Genomic DNA, 13,838 nt, shown 5'->3' on the forward strand with positions numbered 1-13,838 from the left:
CGCTGTTGGCGCTTTGATGACTGTGGGGCTTTCGCCCCTTAAAATACTGTCCAGATGCACCGCTGCAAGTAAACTTGCAAGCGGAGCAGTCTGGACAGTATTTTGCCCGGCTCAATGGGAGAGCATATTTTCGATAAAGATTCCGTATCCCCGCGTGGGGTCATTTACAAAGACGTGGGTGACGGCACCGATAATTTTCCCGTTCTGGAGGATCGGGGAACCGCTCATACCCTGGACGATTCCACCGGTTTTTTCCAGCAGTCTTTCATCCGTTACCTGGATTTCGATTCCGCGGTTGATGTTGTCGTGATCCAGGTGAAGGGCTTTGATTTCGATCGTATAGAGCTGCGGCGCTCCGTCCTCCTCCAGGCAGCTCAGGATCTGTGCTTCTCCTTTTTTTACTTCCTGTTTCAATCCAACCGGCAGTGCTTCGCCCTGTATTTCGTCCGCTTCTTCCTGACTCAGGGTGCCGAAGATTCCTTCGACAGAATTTATAGAGATCGCGCCGATCCGGTTTTCTTTCTTATAATCGATCACTCCGGTCAGTTCTCCCGGCGTTCCACTAATGCCTTTTCGAATGTTGACGATTTTGGTTTTGTAAAGACTGCCGCTCTGTACCTCCATCAAGTCCGCCGTATCCGTATCGTTGATTCCATGTCCCAGTGCGCCGAAGCCGTTTTTCTCATCCAGATAGGTCATCGTCCCCACGCCCTGCGCGTTATCCCGAATCCAGATACCCAGCTTGTATACCCCCTCTGTGTTCTGCTGCGGCGTAACCGTCACATCAAAGGTCTGTCCGTCCCTACAGATCGTCAGACACAGCTCCTTTCCCTCCGACGCTGCCACTTGCTCAGTGAACTGCTTTTTTCCTTCCAGTTCTACTCCGTCCACCTTTAAAATGTAATCTCCCGCCCTCAACAGGTATCTTGCCGGTTCCTTTCTGCTATGATCCAATCCTTCAAAATCGCTTTCTGCGATCACAAGAATCCCCTCGGTTTTGATGTAAATTCCCACCGGGACGCCTGCCGGAATCAACCGCTGTCCTTCGACCACATGGACGTCCACCTGTTTGAACGGCACGATTCCAAACAGCTTTACATCCATCGTGTAATCCTGAATCTGACTCGCCTGCACGGTCAGCGGTCTGTTCAAATTGACCGGAATCACGTCCTTCTGCGCCGTCTTTTCGCCGTAAATCGTTCCGCTCACCGGCACATCCAAAAACAACTCCTGCTCTTCTCCGGCGCGAATCCGGATGGAGGAGGGAATTTTCTGCCAGGTCTGGTAAATCCAGCCGCCAGCACCACCAAGCACCGCCATCAAAATCCAGAATGCTAAAATCTTCCGAAGACAAGGCTTTCGTTTCTTCCCAGCTGCATGCGCAGAAAAAACGCTGCTTGGTGCATGGGGCAGCGAAGCTGCACTGTTTTGCATACAGTTTTCCGGATTCCGTTTTTTGACAACGTCTTTTTTCTCCATGCAGCTTCTCCTTTCTGATTTCCTTCCAATAGCCTCTAGAATCCTGCGCCTGCGGCGGGTCGCATAAGCGACATCATTCCACTCCGCCGCATATGCGATCCCCGCAGAGCGTTTTTTATCGTATAGATACAAAGTTTCCTGTACGATAAAAAAAGAGAACATCATCTCTGACGTCCTCTTTAGTATGCTCAGTTCTGTTTCTTTTTTTCTGCCAAATCTTTCATTTCTTTTGCATTGGCAAGCACCGACTCTGTCAGCTGCGCCGCTCCCGAAAGCCTTGCAAGCTCTTTCAGGCTGTCTGCCTCGGACAGCTCTGTGATCGTCGTCGCCGTGGAATGGTCGGTTGCATTTTTTTCAATATAAAAATGATGATCCGCCATCGCCGCGATCTGCGGCAGATGTGTGATGCAGATAATCTGGTGCGTTCTGCCTAAAATTCCCAATTTTTCCGAAACCTTCCAGGCGGTCTTTCCGCTGATTCCGGCATCAATTTCATCAAAAATAAACGTGCCGATCTTTTCCTGCTTCGCCGTAATCGTCTTTAGTGCAAGCATGATCCTGGAAAGCTCGCCGCCGCTTGCAATCGCCGCCAGCGGTTTGACCGGCTCTCCGGGATTGGTCGAAATCAAAAATACAACCTCGTCCTTTCCCTCTGCACCAAAGCTGTCTTTTTGCGTCAGGGAAACCTGAAATTCCACATGCAGAAAGTTCATATCCTGTAATGCGCTTTCCATGTCCTTCTGAAACCCCTGCGCCGCCTTTGTTCGAAGCGCTGTCAGACTCTGTGCCAGCTGCGCTAACATTTTTTCGTTCTCGGAAAGCTCCCCGCGCTTTTGTTCCAGCCATTCCTCCTGGTGCAGCAGGCGATCCAGCTCCTTATTTTTCTGCTCTGCGTAAGCCAAAACTTCTTCTATAGTGCTGCCGTATTTATCTTTCAGGTGATTGACTGTATTTAAACGATTTTCCGTCTCTGAAAGCTGTTCTTCATCAAATTCGAGATCGGACAGATATTCCGAAACCGCCCGATTAAAATCGTTCAACAGTCCGTCCACATCCGCCAGCAGCTGTACCAGTTGTCCGAGTCCGTCATCACAGGATAATACCTGTGACAGCTCCCGAAGCGCACGCCCGGTCAGCTCCCCGGCTCCGTTTCCTTCTTCCTCTCCGGTCAGTCCGTGTACCAGATTCAACGTCTCTGCAATCTTGCGCCCGTTCACCATCCTACGGTAATCACGTTCCAGCTGCTCGTCCTCACCTGCCTGCAAATTTGCTTCTTCAATTTCATCTCGCTCGAACTCCGCGAGGGAAATTTCCCGTTTACGTGTCTGTTCGTCCAGCTCGTTTTCCGCAATCTCCTGCAGAATCGCGCTGTGCTCATGCCAGCAGGCAGCATACGCTTCTTTTACATGGGGCAGCTCTTTTTCCGCATATGCGTCCAGAATTTCCAGATGCCTCTTCGTCTGCAAGAGGATCTGGCTATCATGTTGTCCGTGAATGTCGATCAAAAGCCCTGCCAGTTCGCGCATCTGGCGGATCGGTACAGTCTCCCCGTTAATCCGGCAGATACTTCGGTTTGGCATGACCCTTCTCTGTAAAATAATCTGATTGTCCTCCGCCGGAAGATCCATCCGGCGAAGTGCCTCCCTCACTTCTTCTGACCCTTCAAAGGTCAGCTCGATCAGCGCATATTCCGCACCCGTCCGGATCATATCCCGATCCGCCTTTGCGCCAAGCGCCAGCGCCACCGAGCCAAGAATGACGGATTTTCCGGCGCCCGTCTCGCCCGTCAGAATGTTCAGCCCCGGCTGAAAGAACACTTCCGTCTCTTCAATCAGCGCCAGGTTCCTGACATGCAGACTCACTAACATTGTTTGGCTCAATCTTGTACTCCCTTTACTGTTTCATCAGTTCCCGGATTTTTCCCATCAGAATTCGGGTATCCTCTACGGAACGAACTGCAATCATAATCGTATCATCGCCTGCGATACAGCCGACCACTTCCCCGAAATGAATGGCATCCAGCGCAGCCGCCACTGCCATCGCCATTCCGGAAACCGTCCGCATGACCAAAATATTCTGCGCCATATCCATCGATACAAAGGCGTCCCGCAGCACGCGGATATACTTGTCCGACAGCAGCTCATTTTCTTTTTTCAGAATCACATATTTCTGCCGCCCGTTTCCGGTCGGAAGCTTGGAAAGGTTCATCTGACGAATATCGCGGGAAATTGTCGCCTGCGTCACCGTAAATCCGGCTTCTTTTAATTTTTCCGCAAGCTCTTCCTGGGTTTCGATCTCATAGCGGGATACCAGCTCTGCAATTTTCTGATGTCTGTTTTGTTTCATTCCTGTTTTCTCCCCTTACAGACGGTTAATCGCTCATCTTCCGATGCAGCACGTCCAAAAAACCGGCTTCACTGATTTTGATAATCGAAGTCGTCTTAATGCTTTTGGTCACCCGCACCTCGTCAAGCGGAGCCAGCTCCACGTTTCTCGCCCCATCAAAGCATGCCTCAATCCCGGTCTCTTCCCGCCCCGCCTTGCCGATAATCCGGATAATAATCTCATCGTCCGCCCGCAGGACGATGCTTCTCGTCTGCAGGGTATGCGGACAAACCGGCGTCAGCAGAATCATCTGAGCGCCCGGCTCTACCAGAGGACCGCCTGCCGACATGTTATACCCGGTTGAACCAGTCGGCGTCGCAATGATAATGCCGTCCGCATGATATTCCTTTAACAATTTTCCATTTACATAGATCTGAAAATACAACATTCGCAGATGGCCGCAGCGCGTGATCGTGATATCATTTAGTGCACTGTTTTCCTCTTCCATCCTACCCTGCCGGTAAATCTGTCCGCACAGCATCATTCGGTCTTCTACCTGATAGCTGCCCGCCACCAGCCGGTCTATTGCATCTTCCATTCCACTTTTTTCTACTTCTGTCAAATAGCCGAGGGTTCCCAGATTGATCCCGAGCATCGGAATCTGGCTATCCGCCGTATCCCGCGCCGCCCGCAGCATCGTCCCGTCCCCACCCAGTACCAAAATCGCATCTGTCCGGTCTCCCTCCCTCAGAAGAATTCGCTTCCATTCCTCTTTCGGAATTTCGTCCGCATAAACACTGCATGACGCCTGCCGCAGCTTCAACAGCTCCTGCACTCGTCGGGTGATCTCCAGATCCGGATCTTTCGGGCGGTTCGTAATGATAATAAAATGTTTCATAATTCTTTCCCCTGCCCGGATTTTTATTCTTTGAGCGTCTCGTGTGCCTGCTCTACGATCCTCGCAATCAGCTGGCGATTTTCTTCTGTTTCGGAAATACCGCCTTTAGCAGCCTGTGTCTCTTCCAGTGCAGCCTCTGCCGCCTGTTCGCTTTCATAGGCTTCCGGCTGCTCTTCTTTCTGTATAAAAATCAGATATTCAATATTTCCCTCAGGTCCCTTGATCGGCGACCAGGTCAACCCCAACACGGAAAAATGTAAAAGCGCCGCAAAATCCATAACCTTTGCAATGACCTCGCGATGCACTGCCGGATCGCGGACAACACCCTTTTTCCCGACCTTTTCCCGACCTGCCTCGAACTGTGGTTTGATCAGACAAACCATCTGTCCGCCGCATTTTAAAAGTCTCCATGCCGGAAGCAGGATTTTCGTCAGGGAAATAAAGGAAACATCCACCGATGCAAAATCGAGGTCATCCGCAATCTGATCCCTCGTCAGATACCGGAAATTCGTCTTTTCCATGCAGACAACGCGCTCGTCCTGCCGCAGCTTCCACGCGAGCTGACCGTGTCCGACATCGACGGAATAAACCTTTTTCGCCCCGTTCTGCAGCATGCAGTCCGTAAAGCCCCCGGTCGAAGAACCGATATCCATACAGATATCACCCTCCAGTGTGATCGGGAAGCACGCCATCGCCTTTTCCAGCTTTAGACCGCCGCGGCTCACATAACGCAGCGAGCTTCCCTTTACCGTGATCGTCACCTTCGATTCATCGAACATGGCTCCCGCCTTGTCCTCTCTCTGTCCCTGGACAAAGACCTCTCCCGCCATAATCACAGCCTTGGCTTTTTCTCTTGATTCTGCAAGTCCCTGCTTCACTAACAGGACATCCAAGCGTTCCTTCATTTTGCTTCCAGTTCCTTTTCTATCTTTTCCAGGACAGCGGATGTACTGATTCCGATCTCCTGTTTCAAAATATCTACATTGCCGTGCTCTACATATTCGTCCGGAATCGTAATCGGCAGTACCTCGATCGGCAGCTTTTCCTGCTCCACGAGCGTAATTACCTTTTCAGACAGACCGCCACTCGCCACATTTTCTTCCATCGGCACGATCAGGTCGTGGTTCTTTGCAAGGTATCGAACCATATTCTCATCGATGGGCTTGACAAATCTTGCGTTGACAACTGTACAGGAAATGCCTTTTTCTTTCAATGCTTCCCGCACCTCTACCGCAGTCTTTACCATGCTGCCGACTGCAAACAGAGCAATCTTTTCTTCTTCGAACAGCATCTCACTCTTGCCCATTTCAACGTCCGCACGCTTGTCCGCCAGCCCGTCATACGCCTCACCGCGGGGATACCGGATTGCGATCGGCCCTTTGAAATCATAGGCAAACTTCATCATATCGGAAAGTTCCCATTTGTTTTTGGGCGCCATGATGTGCATATTCGGGATGGACGATAAAAACGACAGATCAAAAATGCCCTGATGGGTCTCACCGTCGCTTCCGACCAGCCCCGCCCGGTCAATCGCAAAGATTACCGGAACATTCTGCAGACAGACATCGTGTAAAATCTGGTCGTAGGCACGCTGCAAAAACGAAGAATAAATCGCCACAACCGGATGCAGTCCGCCAACCGCCAGACCTGCTGCAAAGGTCACTGCATGCTCTTCCGCAATGCCAACGTCAAAAAAACGTTCGGGGTATGCCTTACGGAAACGCTTTAATCCGGTTCCGTCCGGCATCGCCGCCGTAATCGCCACCACATCGGGATGGCGCGCCGCAAGCTTTACCATGACGGTAGAAAAAATATCTGTATAGTTGGCTTTTGTTTTTTTCTTTACCGGAACACCGGTTGCCACATCGAAGGGCTCTGCCCCATGGAATCTCGCCGGATGCTTCTCTGCCGGAGCATAGCCCTTGCCCTTCTGGGTCAGAACATGGATCAGGACGCAGTTTTTGCGCCGCTTCGCCTCGCGGATGACCCGAACCAGTCCGTTGACATCGTGTCCATCCACAGGCCCTAAATAGGTGATCCCCATATCCTCAAACCACATACCCGGAATCACCAGCTGTTTTAAGCTGTTTTTGGCGCGGCGCACACCGGTCACAACGCCGTCTCCGTAACGCGTGTTGCGCAGTGCGTCGTAAATGTTGTCCTTGATGTCCAAATAGGCGTTCGAAGTACGGATGTTGTTCAGATATTTGGAAACACCGCCCACATTTTCGGAAATAGACATGTTGTTATCATTTAAAATAATGATAAAGTTCGTCTCCATCCTCGCCGCATTGTTCAGCGCTTCGTATGCCATTCCACCTGTCAGCGCACCGTCTCCGATCACGGAAACAACGGTATTGGTTTTACCCTGAATATCTCTTGCGCGCACAAGTCCCAGTCCGGCAGAAATCGAAGTGGAGGAATGTCCCGTATCAAAGCTGTCGCAGTCGCTCTCTTTGCGTTTCGGAAATCCGCTCATTCCGCCGTATTTGCGCAAATGGTCGAAGCCCTCACGTCTGCCGGTCAGCAGCTTATGGGTGTAGGACTGATGCCCGACGTCCCATACGATCTTATCTTCCGGCAGATTCAGCGCGATATGCATCGCCATCGTCAGCTCGACAGCTCCCAGATTCGAGCCGAGATGCCCGCCAGTTACACTGATCTTCTCAATCAGGAACTGACGGATTTCCTCTGCAAGAAGCGGATAATCCTTTGGATTTATTTTTTTGATATCATTTGTCTGCTGTATCTGTTCCAGAAGCATAAGCAGCCCCCTCTTTATTTTTCTCTTGTAATCAGTGCGCGAACCAAATCTTCCAGAAATTCATTTCGCCGGTCAAAGGAAGAAAGAATCTTCAGTGCTTCTTCCGACAGCGCTTCCACATCTTTTTTCGACTGTTCCAGTCCGTTTAACCGCACATAGGTTACCTTATGATTCTTTTCATCGCTTCCAACCGGTTTACCAAGCACCTCCAGAGAACTGGTCACATCTAAAATATCGTCCTGAATCTGGAATGCGATGCCGATATTTTCCGCCGCCTGCTCCAGCTTCTTTACCGCCTCGTCCGGTGCTCCTGCCAGAACGGCTCCGATCATCAGCGCCGCTTCAATCAGCGCTGCCGTTTTATTTTTGTGGATGTACCAGAGCAGCTCTTTCGTCACCTGATCTGCCGGCAGCTCTTCTGCGCAGATGTCCGCGCACTGTCCGCCGATCATACCATAGATGCCCGCTTTGTTGGCGAGAATCTGCAGTGCCTTTGCGACAGCAGCGTACCGGGCTGCGATGTCTGCTGCTTCCCCGATCATGGAAAACGCTTCTGCTGCCGTCTCGAACGCTTTGTTTAACAGCGCATCCCCGGCCAGCACCGCCATGCCCTCGCCATACACATTCCAGGTTGTCTTGCGTCCCCGGCGGTATTCGTCATTATCCATCGCAGGCAGGTCGTCGTGTACCAGGGAATAGTTATGAATCATTTCCAACGCTGCCATAAAAGGCTCCACAATTGCAGAGTTCCCGCCAAACAGCCGGAAGCTCTCTTCCATCAGAATCGGGCGCAGACGTTTTCCACCCGCCAGGGCGCTATAATTCATCGACTCGATGACTTTTTTCTGATAGCCTTTTTCTTCCGGCAGATATTTTGTTAAAACGTCTTCTGCATGAACTGTTTTCTCCGCAAGCGTTTCTTTAAAATTCATCCAGTTTTCCCTCCCCGTTTAAGACGAGAACCTTTTTCTCCACTTTATCAATGCTTTCATTACAGTATTTCAAAAGCTCCATTCCCTTCTGGTATACGGTAAAGGACTCCTCCAGAGAGATATTTTCATCCTCCAGCGCCCTTGTCACCTCTTCCAGACGTAAGAATGCTTCTTCCAGCGTCAGCTCTTTTTCGGCTGTTTCCATTCTTCTTTCTCCTTCACCTGTGCAACAATCCGTCCGTTTTTGACATGGATCGTCACCAGCTCTCCGACCTGTATCCGATTGACGTCGGTTACCGTCCGCCCTTCTGCGTCCGCCACATGGGAAAATCCCTGACTGAGCTTTTCCAGTGGCGACAGGCCTTTTAATTTCTCCGCATATAAGGATACCTGATACCTGCGTTCCCGAAGCTTTTCCTGCATCTGCCGTTCCAGCTTTTCTTCCAGGGAAACCAGATAGCTTCGCTTCTCCCGGATCTGTCCTGCCGGGCTTAAATGAGAAAGGCGGATCTGGTCGTTCGACAGGCGCATCCTCGCAGATGCGATCTGCTGTTTCATCCGTCTGGTATAGCGCAGTGCAAGCTCATCCAGCTGCGTCTGCATCAGCGAATAATCGTAAACTGCAAGCTCTGCACCTGCAGACGGCGTCGGCGCACGCAGATCTGCAACAAAATCGGCGATTGTCGTATCCGTTTCATGACCGACTGCGGAAATAATCGGAACGCTGCAGTCAAAAATCGCCTGTGCGACAATCTCTTCATTAAATGCCCAGAGGTCTTCAATGGAACCGCCGCCACGCCCGACAATCATCACATCAACCTTGCAGCGTTCCAGCGCCCGTATTCCGTTGACAATGCTCGCAGGCGCCTGCTCTCCCTGCACGATCGCAGGATACAGGATAATCTGCACATATGGATTGCGTCGCGTCGCAATGTTGATAATATCGCGCACTGCAGCTCCAGTCGGTGCAGTCACAACGCCGAGCGTCCGGACAAAACGAGGAATCGGCTGTTTATATTCCGGTGCAAACAGCCCCTGCTCCGCCAGCTCCCGCTTGAGCTGTTCAAAACGCTCATACAGCTGTCCTGCCCCGTCGAGCGTAATCGACTTTGCGTACAGCTGATATCTGCCGTCCCGTTCAAACACGTCGATCGTCCCTCCGACGACGACCTGCTGTCCTTCCTGCATATGAAATTTCAGTCCGCTCCGGTTGCCGGCAAACATAACACAGGCAATTGCGCCCTTTCCATCCTTCAGGGTAAAATAAATATGCCCTGAAGAATGGTATTTACAATTGCTCACTTCGCCTTTGACCAGAATGGACTGGAGTAAAAAATCCTGGGTAAACATATTTTTGATATATCCGTTTACCTGGGCTACTGTATAGACATTTTTCATGCAAATTTCGCCAGAATACCGTTTACAAATCCGGAGGAACCTTCCTGTCCGAATTTCTTTGCAAGCTCTACTGCTTCGTTGATTGCGACGCCGGTCGGAACCGTCTCGTCAAACCGAATCTCATAAACCGCAAGGCGGATGATCGTCAGTTCCACCTTTCCCATACGCTGGGTATCCCAGCCTATCGCTGTTTCATTGATCAGCTTATCAATCTCCGGCAGTTTCTCTGCAATTTTTTCATATTTGGAACGGATATAGGCAGCATCCTTTTCGGAAATCTCGGTATCTCCATCTTCCAGGAAAAGGGTACACTGCTCCGGCATATCGTCCTTCTGATTAAACTCTACCCGAAACAGCAGCATAAAAATCTGTTCTCTCAGCTCTCTTCTGTTCATCTGTTCTCCCATCCGGCTTTCTGCATCAGTGTTTTCCGGCACTCATATTCACGCCTGCAATACGGATATTAACATCCGTTACAGTCAGACCAGTCATATTTTCAATTGCATTCTTAACACGTTCCTGTACCTTCTGGCTGGTAGCAGGGATGTTGTATCCGTACTCCATCAGTACTGCCAGCTCAGCTCTTACCTGATGGTTGAACACTTCTACCTTTACGCCCTTTGTCAGACCTTTTACGCCAACCTTGCTCATCAGCTCGTTGGTAATATTGCCTGCCATGGAAGAAACACCTTCTACTTCCGTAGCGGCCAAAGATGCGATAATTGCAACAACTTCATCAGCAATCTGAACAGTGCCGATGTTTTCATCCTCCTGCAGTACATAGGTATTTTTAACGGTTTCTTTTCCCATAATGGCGCCTCCTTTACTCTCACATCTCATTATAACAAAATCCTTCTGGTTTGGCTAGACTTCGTTTCCTGTACAGGCACGAAATCTGTCCGGCATCCGTCACGAGACACCTGTAAACCAGAAATAAAACGTCCTTTCTCTGTCGGAATCAAGGTACGCTGCCGTTGTTTCCGACTCCGGCAGATATGCGAAGATCCCCTGTTCCTCAATTAACAGCCGGTACACTTCCTGATAAACGGTATCGTCCGCACACTGAAAACAAACCATCGGCGCGCCCTTTTGCGCTGCACGTGCAAAGATTTCGTCGATTTTTTCTTTGTCCGCACTCTGCAGATACAGTCCCTCATGGCGGTAATACTGATCCTGCACCGCATTGCAGACCGGAAGCAGCTGGTTGTCATCCATCGAATGCGTCCGTTCGATCTCCTGTGTCGTCACGCAAAAATAATCGTAGTTGACCGTTTCCGTCAGCGTGGGCGTTTCTTCCCCTTCTTCTCTCTGATAGGAAGCGTCTCCCCAGGTCGGATCGATATAATACCAGTCCCCGTCGAGGAAAACGATATTCCAGGCATGTCCTTCCCCGTTCACTTCTCCGGTAACGAGCATCGCAGGAATCCCTGCAAGCTGGCACAGATACTGAAATGTCTTGGCATAGCCCTGGCAGACGGAACGCTGGTTTAACAAAACGGAGCAGATATTTTGGCTGTCCGCACTGCCCTGCTCGTATTCCGTGCGCAAAATCAGTTCATCGTAAATATATTTCACCTTTTCAAAATCGTCCGTCCCGTCCGGCAGCCCTTCCAGCCAAAGCGCTGCAGCCGCTTCCAGCTGTGCCCGGCGCGAAAGAACTTCGTCTGATTCCAGCGTCCAGGTTCCGGTAAACGTGATCCTGCGAATTTCTGTTCCAAGCCGATAAGTCGTCACCTCATAGCCGTCCGCATAAAAAATTTCCGGGTGATCCGCCATCACATACCGGAACACGCGCTCTACCATTTCCGGATCCTTTACAGAAAGCTCCGTTTCTTCCTGATAGCTTATAAGGCTGTTTAAAATCTCCCGGTACAGCTGCTCTTCGTCTCCGGACAGCTGCGAATACCCGTAGGAAAAGTCTGTATCGGACTGTACCGACAGGTCCTTTTCGCCAAACGGAGCGCCGTCGGCAGTGTTCGTCCAGCCGGACTGCGGTTCGCTGCCTTCGTCTTCCCGGAACAGGTCTGATTCCAGTCGATCTGCCGTATCCGTTTCTGCTTCCTCAAGCCAGTCTTGTCCAATCGTCAAGTCTTTGGACACATCCCATTCGTTGCCGCAGCCTGCAAGGCACAGCAGCAGAGCTGTGAATATGACACTGCAGAACCTGTAGGCGTTTCGTACAACGCGAATTTTAAAAGAAGCTTTCTGTTCAAAGGCAGCGATTTCTTTTCCATCCGTATTTGCTCCGCCTGCAAGGATTTTTTCCATAGGCATCTCCCGGTCTGTTTAGTTTTTCCCGAATTCGGAAAGTTCCAGTCCCTTATTTCTGTCAAGCACCATGCCGACGCTCCAGGAATTGACAAACAGGAGCAGCGGATTGCCCTTCATATCCTTGATCTTCTTCATATCGGAGGTGCCGACTAACTTCGTCAAATCAACCTCTTCTTTATTTGCAATCCAGCGGATATGCTCATAAGGAAGCGGCTCAAGACGAATTTCAACATTATATTCGCTTTCCAGACGGAATTTTAAAACGTCAAACTGCAGGACGCCGACAACACCGACGATGATCTCTTCCATACCGGTATTGAACTCCTGGAAGATCTGGATTGCGCCCTCCTGCGCGATCTGCGTAATACCCTTGACGAACTGCTTCCGCTTCATGGTATCGACCTGGCGTACTCTTGCAAAATGCTCCGGTGCGAAGGTCGGAATCCCTTCATATGCGAACTGCTCTTTCGGCATACAGAGCGTATCGCCGATGGAGAAAATGCCCGGATCGAATACGCCGATGATATCTCCGGCATAGGCTTCCGACAGGATTTTTCGGTCGTTTGCCATGATCTGCTGCGGCTGGGAAAGTCTCATAACTCTCTGGCTCTGGACATGCTTGACGTCCATATCCGCCTCAAATTTGCCGGAACAGATTCTCATAAATGCGATTCTGTCACGGTGCGCTTTGTTCATGTTCGCCTGAATCTTGAACACGAACGCGCTGAAGTCATGCTCTACAGGGTCAATCAGTCCGATGTCCGCGCGGCGCGGCAGAGGCGTCGTCGTCATCTGTAAAAAGTGCTGTAAAAAGTCCTCCACGCCGAAGTTGGTCAGCGCTGAACCGAAAAATACAGGGGTCAGTTCGCCTGCCTGTACCTGCTCCAGATCAAATTCTGCACTCGCACCGTCCAAAAGCTCGATTTCTTCCAGAAGCTTTTCCTTTAAGTTCTCGCCAACAAAGCCTGTCAGCTTGTCCAGCTCGCTAAGCGGAATCTCGGTTGCTTCGCCTTCCTTGGTTCCCTTTTCGGTATCGGAATAGGTGATCACACAGCGCTTTTCTCTGTCGTAGACTCCCTTAAAGCTCTTACCGGAACCGATCGGCCAGTTCATCGGACAGGTTGCGATGCCCAGCTCCTTTTCAATATCGTCCAACAGGTCAAACGTATCGTTCGCGTCGCGGTCCATCTTATTGATAAAGGTAAAAATCGGGATTTTGCGCATAACACAGACCTTGAACAGCTTTCGGGTCTGCGCCTCTACGCCCTTGCTCGCGTCGATAACCATGACTGCAGAATCCGCCGCCATCAGGGTACGGTATGTGTCCTCTGAAAAGTCCTGGTGTCCCGGCGTATCCAGAATGTTGATACAAAAGCCATCGTATTCAAACTGCAGGACGGAAGAGGTTACGGAAATACCTCTCTGCTTTTCGATCTCCATCCAGTCGGAAACTGCGTGTCTGGCTGTCGCCTTACCTTTCACGGAACCCGCCAGGTTGATCGCTCCGCCGTACAGCAGGAATTTCTCTGTCAAAGTAGTCTTTCCGGCATCCGGGTGAGAGATAATTGCAAATGTTCTTCTTCTGTTGATTTCTTCTTTCAGATTGCCCAACGTATTTCTCCTCGTCTTTCTATCAGGAAACATCCGGACCGTCTGCCGGATGCCTCCTGTCTTCATAATCCAAACCAGCCGCCTCCATTCTTCCATGCAGGCAGCCGCATATCTGCACAATTAGAATCAGTGTATCATATTTTCTTCTGTTTGGCACGCA

Annotated in this window: 13 protein-coding genes; all 13 read right to left on the reverse strand. The window is 50.7% G+C overall.

What is annotated here, in order from left to right:
• Window positions 1-111: 111 nt before the first annotated feature.
• Window positions 112-1,479, reverse strand: coding sequence for a SpoIVB peptidase (spoIVB, locus tag ACLTOQ_RS11980; protein ID WP_412287313.1), 1,368 nt, complete (start codon window positions 1,477-1,479; stop codon window positions 112-114).
• Window positions 1,480-1,667: 188 nt separating this feature from the next.
• On the reverse strand, window positions 1,668-3,359 hold the full coding sequence (gene recN, locus ACLTOQ_RS11985; RefSeq protein WP_412319523.1) for a DNA repair protein RecN: 1,692 nt from the start codon (window positions 3,357-3,359) through the stop codon (window positions 1,668-1,670).
• 13 nt (window positions 3,360-3,372) lie between these two features.
• Window positions 3,373-3,825, reverse strand: a complete 453-nt coding sequence (argR, locus tag ACLTOQ_RS11990; protein WP_021915452.1) for an arginine repressor — start codon at window positions 3,823-3,825, stop codon at window positions 3,373-3,375.
• Window positions 3,826-3,850: 25 nt separating this feature from the next.
• Entirely contained in the window at window positions 3,851-4,702 is an 852-nt protein-coding gene (locus ACLTOQ_RS11995; protein WP_262585839.1) for an NAD(+)/NADH kinase, read from the reverse strand.
• Window positions 4,703-4,725: 23 nt separating this feature from the next.
• On the reverse strand, window positions 4,726-5,607 hold the full coding sequence (locus ACLTOQ_RS12000; protein ID WP_262585840.1) for a TlyA family RNA methyltransferase: 882 nt from the start codon (window positions 5,605-5,607) through the stop codon (window positions 4,726-4,728).
• Window positions 5,604-7,466 (reverse strand): 1-deoxy-D-xylulose-5-phosphate synthase, encoded by a 1,863-nt coding sequence (dxs, locus tag ACLTOQ_RS12005; protein WP_118495949.1) that lies wholly within the window; start codon window positions 7,464-7,466, stop codon window positions 5,604-5,606. The genes ACLTOQ_RS12000 and dxs overlap by 4 nt, the downstream gene beginning before the upstream one ends.
• Window positions 7,467-7,480: 14 nt before the next feature.
• Complete coding sequence (locus ACLTOQ_RS12010; protein WP_412319524.1) at window positions 7,481-8,398, reverse strand: polyprenyl synthetase family protein; 918 nt, start codon at window positions 8,396-8,398, stop codon at window positions 7,481-7,483.
• A complete protein-coding gene (gene xseB, locus ACLTOQ_RS12015) occupies window positions 8,388-8,603 on the reverse strand; it encodes an exodeoxyribonuclease VII small subunit (RefSeq protein WP_021915457.1) in 216 nt (71 codons plus the stop codon). Before xseB ends, ACLTOQ_RS12010 begins: the two co-directional genes overlap by 11 nt.
• Entirely contained in the window at window positions 8,579-9,796 is a 1,218-nt protein-coding gene (xseA, locus tag ACLTOQ_RS12020) for an exodeoxyribonuclease VII large subunit (protein ID WP_412319526.1), read from the reverse strand. The genes xseB and xseA overlap by 25 nt, the downstream gene beginning before the upstream one ends.
• A complete protein-coding gene (gene nusB / locus ACLTOQ_RS12025) occupies window positions 9,793-10,191 on the reverse strand; it encodes a transcription antitermination factor NusB (protein WP_021915459.1) in 399 nt (132 codons plus the stop codon). Before nusB ends, xseA begins: the two co-directional genes overlap by 4 nt.
• A gap of 25 nt (window positions 10,192-10,216) precedes the next feature.
• The gene (locus tag ACLTOQ_RS12030; protein WP_021915460.1) at window positions 10,217-10,606 is read right to left on the reverse strand and encodes an Asp23/Gls24 family envelope stress response protein; all 390 of its coding nucleotides are present in this window, start codon (window positions 10,604-10,606) and stop codon (window positions 10,217-10,219) included.
• Between the two features lie 99 nt (window positions 10,607-10,705).
• Window positions 10,706-12,064, reverse strand: coding sequence for a transglutaminase domain-containing protein (locus tag ACLTOQ_RS12035; protein ID WP_412319528.1), 1,359 nt, complete (start codon window positions 12,062-12,064; stop codon window positions 10,706-10,708).
• A gap of 18 nt (window positions 12,065-12,082) precedes the next feature.
• Window positions 12,083-13,678, reverse strand: coding sequence for a peptide chain release factor 3 (locus ACLTOQ_RS12040; protein ID WP_118495951.1), 1,596 nt, complete (start codon window positions 13,676-13,678; stop codon window positions 12,083-12,085).
• Between the last annotated feature and the right edge of the window lie 160 nt (window positions 13,679-13,838).

Source organism: Gallintestinimicrobium sp., from assembly GCF_046968865.1.
Taxonomy (GTDB): Bacteria; Bacillota; Clostridia; order Lachnospirales; family Lachnospiraceae; genus Gallintestinimicrobium; species Gallintestinimicrobium propionicum.

Bases quoted from the DNA above. Each gene is read 5' to 3' on its own strand.
- spoIVB (WP_412287313.1), bottom strand. From the start codon at position 1,479: ATGGAGAAAAAAGACGTTGTCAAAAAACGGAATCCGGAAAACTGTATG.
- argR (WP_021915452.1), bottom strand. From the start codon at position 3,825: ATGAAACAAAACAGACATCAGAAAATTGCAGAGCTGGTATCCCGCTAT.
- ACLTOQ_RS11995 (WP_262585839.1), bottom strand. From the start codon at position 4,702: ATGAAACATTTTATTATCATTACGAACCGCCCGAAAGATCCGGATCTG.
- ACLTOQ_RS12000 (WP_262585840.1), bottom strand. From the start codon at position 5,607: ATGAAGGAACGCTTGGATGTCCTGTTAGTGAAGCAGGGACTTGCAGAA.
- dxs (WP_118495949.1), bottom strand. From the start codon at position 7,466: ATGCTTCTGGAACAGATACAGCAGACAAATGATATCAAAAAAATAAAT.
- ACLTOQ_RS12010 (WP_412319524.1), bottom strand. From the start codon at position 8,398: ATGAATTTTAAAGAAACGCTTGCGGAGAAAACAGTTCATGCAGAAGAC.
- xseB (WP_021915457.1), bottom strand. From the start codon at position 8,603: ATGGAAACAGCCGAAAAAGAGCTGACGCTGGAAGAAGCATTCTTACGT.
- xseA (WP_412319526.1), bottom strand. From the start codon at position 9,796: ATGAAAAATGTCTATACAGTAGCCCAGGTAAACGGATATATCAAAAAT.
- nusB (WP_021915459.1), bottom strand. From the start codon at position 10,191: ATGAACAGAAGAGAGCTGAGAGAACAGATTTTTATGCTGCTGTTTCGG.
- ACLTOQ_RS12030 (WP_021915460.1), bottom strand. From the start codon at position 10,606: ATGGGAAAAGAAACCGTTAAAAATACCTATGTACTGCAGGAGGATGAA.
- ACLTOQ_RS12035 (WP_412319528.1), bottom strand. From the start codon at position 12,064: ATGGAAAAAATCCTTGCAGGCGGAGCAAATACGGATGGAAAAGAAATC.